This window comes from Mycobacterium sp. Root135 (genome assembly GCF_001426545.1).
Lineage (GTDB): Bacteria > Actinomycetota > Actinomycetes > Mycobacteriales > Mycobacteriaceae > Mycobacterium.
In genome coordinates this window covers 923,449-936,558 of sequence record NZ_LMEZ01000005.1, presented here as the reverse complement: position 1 = coordinate 936,558, position 13,110 = coordinate 923,449, and the positions used below count along the sequence as shown (strand labels likewise).

Sequence of the window (13,110 nt, the reverse complement as noted above, 5' to 3'; positions counted from 1 at the left end):
TGGACGGCGTCGGCCGATTCTTCGTTCCTGTAACGCCGTTACAGGGCCGAATGTAATAGCGTTGCGAATCGCCCGGACCATTTCGCCCGAACGTCGGGGTCGCGACTTTCCGACGACGGGGGTGACACCGATGACGCCGCCGCTCCGTAAACCCGCTGGCGATCCGGGCGTCAACCCGGAACTGATCCTGAAGACCGCGGCGGAGCTGATCGAGGTCGACGGGGTGAAGGCACTCACCATGCGCGGACTCGCCGATCGACTCGGTGTGGCCGTCACGTCCATCTACTGGCACATCGGCGGCCGGGACCAACTGTTGGACAGCCTCGTCGAGCGATTGCTCGGCGAACTGGCCAACCTGCCTGCCCAAGGTGACAACGCGAAAGAACGCATTGCGTCACTGGCCCGTTCGCAACGCCGTGTACTGATCGAGCGTCAGCACCTTCTCAGCATCGCTCATGAACGCGACCGCACGCCGCAACTGTTCCTGCCCATCGAGCGGGCTTTGGCGGGGCAGCTGGCTGAACTGGGAGTGACCGGAAACGATGCAGCGCTCGTCCTTCGCGCGGTGCAGGTGCACGTCATCTCGTCGGCGGTGATGCAGTTCTCGGCAGTACGCGGGGCCAAGCACGTCGAGAAGGATCCGTCACTGTGGTCGGACGCCTTGGCCGACCGGGCCCTCGCCGAAGCCCTCCAGGCTCCCACCGACTACGACGCGGTGTTCGAATACGCACTGGACGCTTTGATGGCGACGCTGCGCACGCCGGACTGACCACTCAGGCGGACCACCTGAATGACCATCGATGACGCGAACCACTCGCCGTGCGCCCGAGCGGGGGCCCAATCAACCTCACCACGACTAGAACTGCAGGCGCCTCAACTCGCGCCGTGACGTCACTCCGAGCTTCGGGTAGATCTTGCTCAGGTGCCACTCCACCGTGCGCGGACTGATGAAGAGGTGACTGGCGATCTCGGAGTTGGTGTAGCCGTCTCCTGCGAGCCGGGCAATGTAGCGCTCTTGACTGGTCAGGTCGGCCGCCGACGTGGCACTCCTGTCGCGTCGTTGAGGCTCGCCGGCTGCGTGGAGCTCGCGGCGCGTCCGTTCGGCGAAGCCGTCGGCCCCCATGTGCAGGAACATCTCGTGGGCAATCCGCAGTTGGCTGCACGCGTCGGCTCGCCGGTTGGCGCGGCGGAGCCATTCCCCGTAAAGAAGTCGGGTGCGCGCGGTCAGCACCTTCAGCGGTGAACGCTCCAATTCCGTTATGGCAGTGTGATATTCATCGTCGGCACCGGCGCCCGGGTTCACCAGCGCCCTGGCACGCGCTGAATAGCCGAGTGCAGTCGGCGTTCCGGATGCCTCGGCGATTTCGGTCAGCTGTGCGGCAGTGGTTTCGGCGAGTGTCATGTTGCGGGACCGGGCGGCAGCCTCCACCATCTCGTTCAGCAGATGGCCATGCATGCCGACGTCGTCGTAGTCCAAAGCAGACGTGCACGCCGCCAACGCCTGGTCGTACTGGGCGAGCCCGTTGTGCAGAACGGCCAACGAGAAGAGTACGACGGTGACCTCGCTGCCCTCCCCACGCGACGTGGCTTCCCGAATCGTGTTCCGTGCCAGTTGGTTTCCGAGTTCGTCCTGCCCTCGGCACGCGGCAAGGTAGGTCTGGATCGAGCGGTGCGGCGGCGCCCCGGTTGCCGAGGAGATGGCGTCGGACTGGTCGAGCAGTTGTGCCGCCTTGGTGAAGTCGCCGGAGGTGACGCAGGCGCCCGCGTACGTGGTGAGCGCAGAGGGGAGAACCGTCAACTCCCCCGCCGCCAGCAGCATGTCCGCTTGGCGGGCGTTGAGGGCGTCATAGGTGTCTTGGTCGAAGAGGTCGAGGAGGACCCGGTTGGTGATGTCGTGCCACCGCGGGTCGGCCGCACCCGCGTCGATGTCCGCCAGGTACTGACGGACGGCTCGTTGCAGCAGCGGGACCGCCAAGGTGTGCCCGCGGGTGAGCCGCACGATCAGCCCCTCCAGAAAGAGGTCGACCGCCGACGGAGGATCCGATGGTGGTGGCGCGTGCTGCGCCGCAGTGGCGATCGCGGCCGTCGACGCGTGCGCACCGACGGAGAGTCGGCCGACGATCATCGCCGCCATCAGCGCCTCGAGGTAGGTCTCGCGCGAGAGCGCCGGATTGGACGTCCGCAGTCGCTCGGCTGCCGCGAGCAGCAGGGGCGGGGCGTCGCGACCGCGCCGGGCGGCGAAGGCGATCTTCGCGCGCAACAGGTCGGCGCGCGCATCCATCAGGTCACTGCGCACACGCACAACGGACGCCAACAGCCCGGCGGCGGCGTCCGGGTCTGCCGCGTCCAGCTTGGCCTGGGCCGCGTGAAGTGCGCGCTCGGACCGCCGTAGCGGGTCGGGAGTCAGGTCGACGGCGTAGGCGAGAAACGCTGCCGACGCGGTGGCACCGCCGCGTGAGCGGGCCCGCTCGGCTGACCGCACTAGCTCGGCGGCGACCGCCTCGTCGGGTGCGCTTGCCGCGTGCGCACGGTGCCACGCGCCGTGCTCGTCTGAGCCAGTCCCCGAGACGACGTCGGCCAGCGCGGCGTGCGCCTGGCGTCGCTCGGACGGAAGGGCGTCGCGGTAGACGGCCGATCGCACCAACGGGTGCCGGAAGTGGACGCCCGTGTCGACGGTGACCAGCCCGCTCCGCTCTGCGGGAACACTGGCGTCCACCCCGAGTCTCAACGTCGCTGCGGCCGCCCACAACCACGCCGGCTCACCGGTGGGCTCGGCGGCGGCGAGCAGGAGGAGCGTGCGTGTCTGCGGCGGCAGTTCGCGCAACCGGCTGCTGAACGACTGCTCGATCCGTGTCGCCAGCGGCTTTGCCGCGGCGAGACCGTATCCACCCGCCAATTGCGCTGGGGCAAGTGCAGTTCGGAGCTCGAGCAACGCCAGTGGATTGCCGGCAGCTTCAGCGAGGATGTTCTGCCTGACGTTCTCGTCCATCGGGCCGGGCAACACCGCGGCGAGCAGCTCGCTGGCATCGGCATGAGCGAGACCTGTCACGTTCAGCTCGGGGAGCCCAGCCAGCTCCGGATCGAGGACCGGTGTGCGCGCGGCGAAGATCATCACGACGGGGTCGGCGAGCAACCGTCGCGCGGCAAACGTCAACGCTTGCAGGGACGCTCGGTCCACCCACTGGGCATCGTCGACGATGCAGACGACGGGGCGTTCGCCAGCGGCGTCTCCGAGCAGAGTCAAAACGGCGAGGCCCACCAGAAGGCGGTCGGGCACGGCACCTTCCCGCAAGCCCAGGGCGACCCGCAACGCCTTGCCTTGGGGCGCGGGTAGCCGGTCGACACGCCCCACCAGAGGGGCGCACAACTGTTGCACGCCGGCGTAGGCAAGCTCCATCTCCGATTCAGCACCGCTGATGGTGATGGTGTGAAGGTCGGCGGGCGCGGTGGCGGTGGCGTCGGCCAGCAGAGCGGTCTTTCCGATGCCTGCGTCACCCCGCAGAACCAGGACGCCGCTGCGTCCCTCCCTGGCCCGCGCGAGCACTCCGGCAAGAACGTCTCGCTCGCGTCGGCGCCCCAACAGCGCCACGCGCGGAGTGTCCCGGCCCATGCTCGCCATCTTCCCACGTCAGCGGGTTGGCAATATCTCGAAGTAGGCACAACGGCAGCGGCTCAACGGAGTTCACCGGCCCCGGGCAGTCCGTCGACCCGTGGTTTCTACGGGGTCGGCCACTCGTCTTCGGGTGTGTGATTTCAGCAGTCGAACTTTCGTCACCCGGGCTATGAAGGGCTTTCCACGATGGCCGACACCAAAACCGTCCACGACGTCACCTACGACCTGCTCCGAACCCTGGGGCTGACAACGATATTCGGTAATCCGGGCTCCACGGAGCAGACGTTCCTGCAGAACTTCCCGGACGACTTCACCTACGTACTGGGGTTGCAGGAGGCATCCGTCCTGGCGATGGCCGACGGTTTCGCCCAGGTGACCGGCAAGCCTGCCGTGGTGAATCTTCACACTGCGGCGGGCACAGGCAACGCGATGGGCAGTCTCATCGCCGCCTACCGGGCGAATACCCCGATGATCGTCACCGCCGGCCAGCAAACCCGCGAAATGTCATTGTGCGACCCGTATTTGAACAGTCCCGACGCGACCACGCTGCCCCAACCGTGGGTCAAGTGGGCCTTCGAACCGGCGCGTGCCGAGGACGTGCCAGCGGCGTTCATGCGGGCGTACGCGGTGGCTATCCAGCCACCCGCGGGTCCGGTGTTCCTGTCGATCCCCCTCGACGACTGGAACAAGCCGGCGTTGGGGCCTGCGGTGGTCAGGACGGTCAGCCAGCGCGTCCAGCCGGACAGCGCACGCCTGCGGGAGTTCGCGTCGCGGATCAGCCAGGCCAAGCGACCGCTGTTGGTCCTCGGCCCAGAGGTCGACCGTGCCGGCGCCTGGGATGCCGGAGTCGCCTTCGCGGAGAAGCTGCGCGCGCCGGTCCGTGGCGGCCCGCTGTCGCCAAGGTGCTCGTTCCCCGAGGACCATCCGCTGTACGCGGGCCCGCTTCCGTTGACCATCGCCGGTGTCAACGAGGCCGTGACCGGCTTCGACCTGGTCGTCGTGATCGGGGCACAGGTGTTCAGCTACTACCCCTACGTTGCCGGCGAGTATCTGCCAGAAGGAACCGAACTGCTCCAGATCACCTGCGATCCTCACCTCGCCGCGGTCGCGCCGGTGGGTGACAGCCTGGTTGGCGACATGAACACCGTCCTGGAAGAGCTCCTGGAGCTGGTGGAGGTACCGGCCGACCGGCAGGCTCCGCCGGGACTGACCAGAGACTTCAGCGGCGACCTCCCCGTCAGGTCCGCGCCGCTGATGCCCGACGACGTCTACGCGGTGCTCAGTGCGGTCAAGCCCGAGGACGCGGCAGTCGTCATGGAGTCGACCTCCACGCTGGCGGATCTGCTCAAGTGGTGGCCCACCCGACGCACCGGCAGTTTCTTCGCGACCGGCAGCGGTGGCATCGGCTGGGGTGTGCCCGCGGCGGTTGGCATCGCACTCGGAGACCGCGCCCGCGGCGTGAAGCGGACCGTCGTCGCCTCGATCGGCGACGGCTCCTTCCAATACTCGATCCAGGCCATCTGGACCGCCGCGCAGCATCGACTTCCGATCGTTTTCGTGGTCCAGCGCAACGGCGAATACTGCGTGCTGAAGTCCTTCGCACTTCTCGAAGAGACCCCCAACGTTCCCGGCCTTGACCTACCTGGCCTCGACATCGGGTCGCTCGCTACGGGATTCGGGTGCCGGACGGCAACGGTGGGTAGCACCGAAGAACTCATCCACGAATTCAAGGCCGCCCTGACGGCCGACGGACCCACCGTCTTGGTGGTGCCCACCCAACCGCACCTGCCGGTGCTGGGCTGACCATGCCCGTATACACCTGCACGACAGTGCAATCGGTGTTGAGCGCCGAGACGAAGGCCAGCCTTGCCGGTGAGGTGACGAGGATTCACTCGATGATCAACCACGTCCCCGGTACCTACGTCAACGTGGTCTTCCACGAGCTGCCGCCAGAAGACCTGTACACCAACGGTGAACCCGCGCAACCACTCTTGATCAACGGATGGGTGCGCACGGGACACCCCGAAGCGCAGAGTAGCCAGCTGGTGGCCGAGATTGCCGCCGCCGCCACTCGAGTGACCGGCATCCCGGCCAAGCAGGTCCTCGTCGTCATCCAGAACAGTCCGGCGCACCTCGCCATCGAGGGTGGCCGAGTCCTGCCAGATCCGGGGGATGAAGAAGCGTGGCTCCGAGACCAGAAGGACCCAGGTTGACCATGACGACTCAGAGTCCGCAGAACCGCATGGCCACAACCGATCCCGCCATCGAGCGGTTCGCGGCGGCGGTCGCCGGACATGGCGAGCTGACCACAGACGACGGCGTGCTGACCGAACGCGGCCACGACTACTGGGGCGTTGGAGGACTCGCGGGCCTTCTCGTACGTCCCCATGGACGCGACGACATCGCACCGATCGTGCGGCTTGCGGCCGAAAACCACGTGTCGATCGTGCCGCGCGGCGGGGCGTCGAACTGCTCGGGCGGAATGATGCCCACCACGACCCGCGTCTTGCTCGACCTGTCCGGTCTCGATCGCATTCTCGACGTCGACGTCGAGAATCGGAGCGCTCGCGTCGAACCCGGCGTCGTGAACTCCGACCTACAGGCGGCGCTCGCACCACATGGGCTGTGTTTCTCACCTGACCCCGTCTCGGCGCATCTGGCCACCGTCGGCGGCAACCTCATCGAAAATGCCGGCGGCCCACACGCGTTGAAGTACGGCGTCACCTTCAACCACATCCTGTCCGCCGACGTCGTCCTGCCCGACGGCTCGACGCGCACCTTCGCCGCCGATGACGAGGGACCCGACCTCCTCGGGGTCGTGATCGGATCCGAGGGCACGCTGGCGATCGTGACCGAGGTGACGGTCGCGCTTCGCCCGGTCGCCGCCGTCACCCACAGCCTGATGGGCGCGTTCGCCTCTGCCCGAGAAGCGGCCGACACCATCGCCGCGGTGATCGCCAGCGGCGTGGTGCCCGCCGCCGTGGAGTGGCTCGACCGCGCGGGAATCGCCGGGCTGCAGCAGTTCTACGACACCGGCTACCCATTGGACGCCGACTCGATCGTCCTCGTCGACGTCGACGGCACGGCAGCGGAGGTGCCCCACGAACAGGAGATCGTGGAAGGGGTGCTGCGCGAACGGGCCACCGAGGTTCGGGTCGCCGAGACCGACGACGATCGCGCCGCCCTCTGGTACGGCCGCCTCAACGCGCCCAACTCGGTGGTCCAGAGCGGCAAGGGCTTCTTCATCGGCGACGTCACCGTGCCCCGCGACCGGATACCCGACATGCAGGAAGCCATCCAAGCCACCGCGGCGCGCCATTCCGACGGTCTGCTGTTCATCGCGGTGTGCGGCCACGCCGGTGACGGCGACCTGCACCCCACCACGTTCTTTGACAAGGAGAACCCGCTGGCGGCAGCGTCGCTGGAAGCGGCGAACAACGAAATCATAGAAGCCGCACTGGGATTGGGTGGCACCATCACCGGTGAGCACGGCGTCGGCACCGAGAAGATCCAATTCATGACGAAGCGCTTCACACCGGTCGAGATCGCCGCCCAACGATCGATCAAGAAGGCGTTCGACCCCGAGGGGCTGCTCAACCCAGGGATCATGCTGCCCGACCCGTCCCCCGACGAGCCCGACACCGCCGGATTCGGTGCTGCGGTCCGTGCCGCGCTCAGCGGCGCACTGGTCCACGACCCCGACGCCCCATTGACCGCCGGCGGCAACACCGACGTCGCAGTCAACCTCGGCAACCTCAGCCTGGTCGTCGGCGCCGAAGCCACCGTCGAGGCGGTCAACCGCTATCTCGACGCCCACGGCGTCACCTGCGCCGCGGTCCCCACCACGGGCACGGCGCGAACGATCGGCGAAGTAGTGGCCACCGCCACCGGCGTCGAACGGGACCGCATCCGACACGCCCTGCTCGGCGCCGACGTCACCGTCGTCGACGGCAACCGCCCCGCCCGTTTCGGTGCCGAGACGATGAAGGACGTCGCCGGATACGACACCAAACGGCTCTACGTCAGCGCCCACGGCGCCTTCGGCGCACTCGTCGCCCTGATCTTCAAGATCTCCGTCAAGGCCTGACCCCACGGTCCCTGCACGAACGGAACTTCGCATACCGCCAGCACTGAGCTAGATTGAAGGCGACCCACACGGGAGTGCACGCCAAGTGCGCTGAGAGGACGGCTGGCGCCGTCGACCGTACGAACCTGACCGGATCATGCCGGCGTAGGGAGTGAAATAGATGAGTACCGACATCGTTTCCGATCGACCCACCAGCAAGCCGCGGAGCTACAGGTGGCGTGTGGTCGACATCGTCGTGGCCAGCGTGCTGGCCGTCGCGGCCGGGCTGGTGTTCGTGTTGTGGAACATCGCCTCCAACCCGATCGGCGCTCCCCTCGGCGCGGTGCTGCCCGGCCTTCAGGCACTGCTTGGCGGAGGCTGGTTGTTCGCCGGCGTCCTCACCGCCCTCGTAATCCGCAAGCCGGGCGCGGCGCTGTACGGGGAGATGGTCGCCGCCACCGTCTCGGCCCTCGTCGGCAACCAATGGGGCGTGCTGACATTGGAATCGGGCTTGGTGCAGGGTCTGGCCGCCGAGCTCGTGTTCGCGGTGTTCCTCTACCGCGCGTGGAACCTGCCGGTCGCGGTGCTGTCCGGTGCGGCCGCCGGCCTGGCGCTTGCGATCAACGACTTGATTCTCTGGTATCCCGGTTCGGCGGCGACCTTCTCGGCGATCTACGTGGTGTCGGCAATCGTCTCGGGTGCGCTGATCGCCGGCGCCCTGTCCTGGTTCGTGGTCCGCGGCCTGGCGAAGACCGGTGCCCTGTCACGCTTCCCGTCCGGCAGAGTGGGGTCACAGCCCAACCTGACGCGATGAGCGTCCCGCCGCCGCAGTCCGGCGGTGTCTCGGTCATCGCGCAGGACTGGCACTGGCGTCACGCCGGTCGCGCGCGGTGGGCACTCAACGGCCTCGACCTGACGATCGAACCGGGCGAGCGGGTGCTGCTACTCGGCGCCAGCGGTTCCGGGAAATCGACTCTGCTGCAGGGTCTTGCGGGCCTTCTCGACAGCAACGAGGACGGTGACGAGACCGGTCGACTCCTCGTCGACGGGGCGCCACCGGCTAGCCGCCGCAGTCGGATCGGGATGGTGCTGCAAAATCCCGACTCCCAGGTGATCCTGTCGCGCGTCGGTGACGACGTGGCGTTCGGCATGGAGAACTTCAACGTCGAGCGCGCCGCCATCTGGCCGCGGGTGCGCCGGGCGTTGGCCGCCGTCGGCCTCGACCTTCCGCTGACGCGAGAGACGTCGGCACTCTCGGGTGGTCAGCAGCAACGGCTCGCTCTCGCCGGCGTGCTCGCCATGAACCCCGGTCTCATCCTGCTGGACGAGCCGACCGCCAACCTCGACCCGGCCGGCGTCGTCGAGGTCAGGGACGCCGTCGCAACGGCTGCCGCGGAGACCGGCGCGACGCTCGTCGTCATCGAACACCGCACGGCGGTATGGCTTCCCGTGGTCGACCGCGTGATCGTACTGGGCGACGACGGGCGGGTGGTGGCCGACGGGCCTCCGGAGGACACCCTCGGCAGACAGCGGGACATGCTGCGGCGGGCCGGCGTCTGGGTGCCCGGCACGGAGTTGCCCGCGATCACCCGCCACCACGCTCCTGGTGCCCCGCTGCTGGACGCCGCCAACCTCGCAGTCGGCTACCGCCCGGGCGACGGCGCCCACGACCTCACCTTCGAAATAGACCGTGGCGCAATCACCGTCGTCACCGGTCCGAACGGCGCGGGCAAGTCCGCCTTGGCGCTGACCCTCGGCGGACTGCTGCCCCAGCGCGACGGGACGCTCACCGCCGACGAGACGTTCGCACCGGCACCGCGTCGCAGGGCACCCGTCGAGTGGAAGTCGCGGGAACTGCTCACCCGCATCGGCAGCGTGTTTCAGAATCCCGAACACCAATTCCTCACCGCCACCGTCCGCGACGAGCTCGCGCTCGGCCCACGCGCGCTGAAGAAGGACGAGACCGCGGTCGCCGACATCTGTGATTCCCTGCTGGAGAGGTTGCGGCTCAACCACATTGCCGACGTCAACCCGTACACCCTCTCCGGCGGTGAGCAGCGACGACTCTCGGTGGCGACGGTCCTGGCCACTGCACCCGGGCTGATCATCCTCGACGAGCCCACCTTCGGTCAGGACCGCAACACCTGGGAAGAACTGGTGCGCCTGCTCGCCGAGATCGCCGACGACGGAGCCGCGGTCGTGGCGATCACCCACGACCTCGACTTCGCCACCCTGCTCGCCGACCGTCGGGTCGAGCTGGGATCGTGGCATGTCGAGACCTCGGCGGACGCCCCGTGCTGAGCACCGCCGTCGGCGCCGCCCCGACTCGGCTCACGGGGGTCAACCCGGTCGCAAAGCTCGCGGCCGCGTTGGTCATCGCGATCGGCCTGGTGTTGAGCATCGACTGGGTGTCGGCGTTGACCGCGCTGATTCTCGAGATGGCCCTGCTGCTGGTGTTGCGAGTCCCGTTGCGTACCTTGTTCACTCGCGCATCGATGGTGGCGTTGGCCGCCGCGCTGACCGCCGTCACCATCCTGCTCTACGGCGAATCGCGCGGCACTGTGCACTGGCACTTCCTGCTCATCACCGTCAGCGACGGCTCGATCTCATTGGCGGTGGCCACCTTCCTGCGAGTCCTCGCCATCGCCCTGCCGTCGGTGCTGCTGTTCGTCGACACCGAACCCACCGAGCTCGCCGACGGGCTTGGGCAGGTGCTGCGGCTACCCGCACGGTTCGTCCTCGGCTCCCTGGCCGGCGTGCGCCTGGTCGGACTGCTCGGCCAGGACTGGCGTTACCTCGGATACGCGCGCCGGGCCCGCGGAGTCGCCGACCAGGGCCGCGTCAAACGTGCTGCCGGACAAGCCTTCGCACTGCTGGTGTCCGCGATCCGACGCGGGTCGACGCTGGCCACCGCGATGGAGGCACGGGGCTTCGGCGCGCACCCGACGCGCACCTGGGCCCGGCCGTCACCGTTCGGCCGTCGCGAAGTTGCGTTGATCTGTGCGGCGTTCGTCATCGTCGCGGTGGCGATCGCGACGTCGGTCGCGACCGGGCATTGGAACCTCATTGCGACTCGATGACGTCGCCCGCGAGCTGTCCGAGACCGGTGCGCGCACGGTTTTGATCGACGGCCGGTCCGGGTCGGGCAAGACGACGCTTGCCAAACACCTTCGGCGCCTGTGGGACGACAGCCAGATCCTGCGACTCGACGACGTCTACCCCGGCTGGGACGGCCTGGCCTGGGCCGCCGACCACGTCGCCGCCGAACTGCTGGCGCCCCGCCGCGACGGGCGCCCTGGCCGGTGGCGCAGCTGGAATTGGGTGCGGGACGTCCCCGGCCGCTGGCATGCCGTCGACCCCGCGCAGCGGCTGATCGTCGAGGGCGTCGGAGCGCTGAACGCCGGAAGTCGCGCCCTTGCCGATCTCGGGATCTGGGTCGACACCCCCGACGCCGAACGCAAGCGGCGCGCGATGCTCCGCGACGGTGACACCTACCGACCGCATTGGGATCGGTGGGCCGCCCACGAGGACGCCTACATCGCCCGCCACGACCCGCGGTCGGTCGCCGACTGGGTCGTCACGGAGGCAGCGGACGGGTTGCTTTGGACTGCAGCGTCCTGAGGCAGCTCCACCTGGCTTCTGGCACGGGACCCGTGGTTTACCCGGGTACGCCCAGCCCATCCACGACGTGAGATTGCACTAGCGCGGCGCAGTGCGTTCGAAACGCCGTCTGAGGTCGCGAAATGGGAGACGATTCCTTGGTGGTGCGTGACATGACGAGGTACGGGACATGACCAGGTGGGACACCCGTCGCACCGCCAAGGCCGAGCGCATGCAGGCCGGCGGCGCGTTCAGCACCGGCAAGGTCGTCGACCCGGCGAAGCTCGGGGACCTGCTGCAGGACGTCATCCGCCCCGGGGACCGGGTGGCACTGGAGGGCGACAACCAGAAGCAGGCCGACTTCCTGTCCAGGACGCTGGCCGACTGCGACCCGAAGCGCCTCAACAAGCTGCACATGCTGATCTCCTCGGTGTCGCGGTCCGAGCACCTCGACCTGTTCGAGCGCGGCATCGCCGACAAGCTCGACTTGGCCTACGCCGGGCCGCAGAGCGTGCGCATCGCGCAGATGGTCGAGGACGGCACGGTCCACATCGGCGCGATCCACACCTACGTCGAGTTGTACGCCCGGATGTTCGTCGACCTCGCCCCCGACGTCGTGCTGCTGTGCGCCGAGCAGGCCGACCGCGACGGCAACCTCTACACAGGCGCCAACACCGAGGACACCCCGACGATCGCCGAGGCCGCCGCCTTCCACGACGGCGTGGTGATCGTGCAGGCCAACGAGATCGTGGACACCGCAACCCTGCCACGGGTCGACATCCCTGGCAGCTGGGTGGACTTCGTGGTGCAGGCCGACCGGCCGTTCTTCCTGGAGCCGCTGTTCACCAGGGATCCCCGCCACATCGGTCCCGTCGAAATCCTCAAGGCCATGATCGCCATCCGCGGGGTGTACGAGCGCCACCAGGTGGTCTCGCTCAACCACGGCGTCGGATTCGACACCGCCGCAATCGAATTGCTGCTGCCAACCTACGGTGAGCAGCTCGGACTCAAGGGCACGATCGCCAAGCACTGGGTGCTCAACCCGCACCCCACCCTGATCCCCGCGATCGAATCCGGTTGGGTCGAATCGATCCACAGCTTCGGCGGGGAATCGGGCATGAACCGTTACGCCGCAGCCCGCCCCGACGTGTTCTTCACCGGGGCCGACGGGTCCTTGCGGTCCAACCGGGTGCTGGCCCAACTGGCCGGCCAATATGCGATCGACATGTTCATCGGTTCGTCGCTGCAGATCGACAAGGACGCCAACTCGTCGACGGTGACCGACGGGCGGCTGTCCGGCTTCGGCGGGGCGCCCAACATGGGGCACGATCCGCACGGACGCCGCCATTCGTCGGCCGCGTGGCTGGACCTCGCGCACGGCGACGGTGCCAGCCGCCGGGGCCGAAAGTTGGTGGTGCAGATGGCCCAGACGTTCCGGGCCGGTGGCGTTCCCACATTCGTCGAGACGCTCGACGCCGTCGAGGTCGGCAAGCAGGCCGGGATGCCGCTGCCGCCGGTGATGATCTACGGCGACGACGTCTCGCACGTCGTCACCGAGGAGGGCGTCGCCTACCTCTACAAGGCGCACTCGTTGGACGATCGCCGGGCCGCGCTGGCAGCGGTCGCCGGTGTCACGCCGGTGGGCCGCACCTCGGATGCGCGACGAGTGGAGAGCCTGCGCCGCGACGGCCTGGTGGCCTTCCCGGAGGACCTCCAGGTCGAGACCCGGTTGGCCGACCGTTCCCTGCTCGCCGCCCGCAGCATCGAGGACCTGGTGGCCTGGTCCGGCGGGTTGTACGACCCCCCTTCGCAATTCCGGGATTGGTGACGC

10 protein-coding genes and 1 riboswitch are annotated in these 13,110 nt (G+C 68.2%); of the genes, 9 read left to right on the top strand and 1 reads right to left on the bottom strand.

The genetic code is table 11. From position 1 onward, the window contains the following. The first annotated feature begins 130 nt into the window (after positions 1-130). Entirely contained in the window at positions 131-769 is a 639-nt protein-coding gene (locus ASD37_RS15605) for a TetR/AcrR family transcriptional regulator (protein WP_056552462.1), read from the top strand. Positions 770-856: 87 nt separating this feature from the next. Here the strand turns inward: ASD37_RS15605 and ASD37_RS15600 are convergent, their stop codons facing one another. After that, positions 857-3,610 carry a LuxR family transcriptional regulator gene (locus tag ASD37_RS15600; protein WP_056553450.1) on the bottom strand — a complete coding sequence of 918 codons (2,754 nt, stop codon included), beginning with the start codon at positions 3,608-3,610 and terminating at the stop codon, positions 857-859. Between the two features lie 189 nt (positions 3,611-3,799). Here ASD37_RS15600 and mdlC point away from each other — a divergent pair, with 189 nt between their 5' ends. From mdlC to mdcA, 8 genes are all read left to right on the top strand, one after another. Next, on the top strand, positions 3,800-5,416 hold the full coding sequence (gene mdlC, locus ASD37_RS15595; RefSeq protein WP_056552459.1) for a benzoylformate decarboxylase: 1,617 nt from the start codon (positions 3,800-3,802) through the stop codon (positions 5,414-5,416). Positions 5,417-5,418: 2 nt separating this feature from the next. After that, on the top strand, positions 5,419-5,826 hold the full coding sequence (locus tag ASD37_RS15590) for a tautomerase family protein (RefSeq protein WP_056552453.1): 408 nt from the start codon (positions 5,419-5,421) through the stop codon (positions 5,824-5,826). Positions 5,827-5,828: 2 nt separating this feature from the next. Continuing rightward, positions 5,829-7,700, top strand: coding sequence for an FAD-linked oxidase C-terminal domain-containing protein (locus ASD37_RS15585; RefSeq protein WP_056552451.1), 1,872 nt, complete (start codon positions 5,829-5,831; stop codon positions 7,698-7,700). A gap of 58 nt (positions 7,701-7,758) precedes the next feature. Further along, positions 7,759-7,868, top strand: a riboswitch (TPP riboswitch). Next, positions 7,861-8,493, top strand: coding sequence for an ECF transporter S component (locus tag ASD37_RS15580; protein ID WP_056552447.1), 633 nt, complete (start codon positions 7,861-7,863; stop codon positions 8,491-8,493). (Overlaps the previous riboswitch by 8 nt.) Beyond that, complete coding sequence (locus ASD37_RS15575; RefSeq protein WP_056552444.1) at positions 8,490-9,980, top strand: ABC transporter ATP-binding protein; 1,491 nt, start codon at positions 8,490-8,492, stop codon at positions 9,978-9,980. Before ASD37_RS15580 ends, ASD37_RS15575 begins: the two co-directional genes overlap by 4 nt. After that, positions 9,977-10,759 (top strand): energy-coupling factor transporter transmembrane protein EcfT, encoded by a 783-nt coding sequence (locus tag ASD37_RS15570; protein WP_056553447.1) that lies wholly within the window; start codon positions 9,977-9,979, stop codon positions 10,757-10,759. The genes ASD37_RS15575 and ASD37_RS15570 overlap by 4 nt, the downstream gene beginning before the upstream one ends. Continuing rightward, positions 10,746-11,300: an aminobenzoate synthetase gene (locus ASD37_RS15565; protein ID WP_056552441.1), complete on the top strand. Its 555-nt coding sequence runs from the start codon at positions 10,746-10,748 to the stop codon at positions 11,298-11,300. Before ASD37_RS15570 ends, ASD37_RS15565 begins: the two co-directional genes overlap by 14 nt. A 169-nt stretch (positions 11,301-11,469) precedes the next feature. Beyond that, on the top strand, positions 11,470-13,107 hold the full coding sequence (mdcA, locus tag ASD37_RS15560) for a malonate decarboxylase subunit alpha (protein WP_056552438.1): 1,638 nt from the start codon (positions 11,470-11,472) through the stop codon (positions 13,105-13,107). The last annotated feature ends 3 nt before the right edge of the window (positions 13,108-13,110 follow it).

What these genes read in the sequence shown, in the direction of transcription:
- ASD37_RS15605 (WP_056552462.1), top strand. Translation starts at nt 131, where the DNA reads ATGACGCCGCCGCTCCGTAAACCCGCTGGCGATCCGGGCGTCAACCCG.
- ASD37_RS15575 (WP_056552444.1), top strand. Translation starts at nt 8,490, where the DNA reads ATGAGCGTCCCGCCGCCGCAGTCCGGCGGTGTCTCGGTCATCGCGCAG.
- ASD37_RS15590 (WP_056552453.1), top strand. Translation starts at nt 5,419, where the DNA reads ATGCCCGTATACACCTGCACGACAGTGCAATCGGTGTTGAGCGCCGAG.
- mdcA (WP_056552438.1), top strand. Translation starts at nt 11,470, where the DNA reads ATGACCAGGTGGGACACCCGTCGCACCGCCAAGGCCGAGCGCATGCAG.
- mdlC (WP_056552459.1), top strand. Translation starts at nt 3,800, where the DNA reads ATGGCCGACACCAAAACCGTCCACGACGTCACCTACGACCTGCTCCGA.
- ASD37_RS15580 (WP_056552447.1), top strand. Translation starts at nt 7,861, where the DNA reads ATGAGTACCGACATCGTTTCCGATCGACCCACCAGCAAGCCGCGGAGC.
- ASD37_RS15585 (WP_056552451.1), top strand. Translation starts at nt 5,829, where the DNA reads ATGACGACTCAGAGTCCGCAGAACCGCATGGCCACAACCGATCCCGCC.
- ASD37_RS15600 (WP_056553450.1), bottom strand. Translation starts at nt 3,610, where the DNA reads ATGGGCCGGGACACTCCGCGCGTGGCGCTGTTGGGGCGCCGACGCGAG.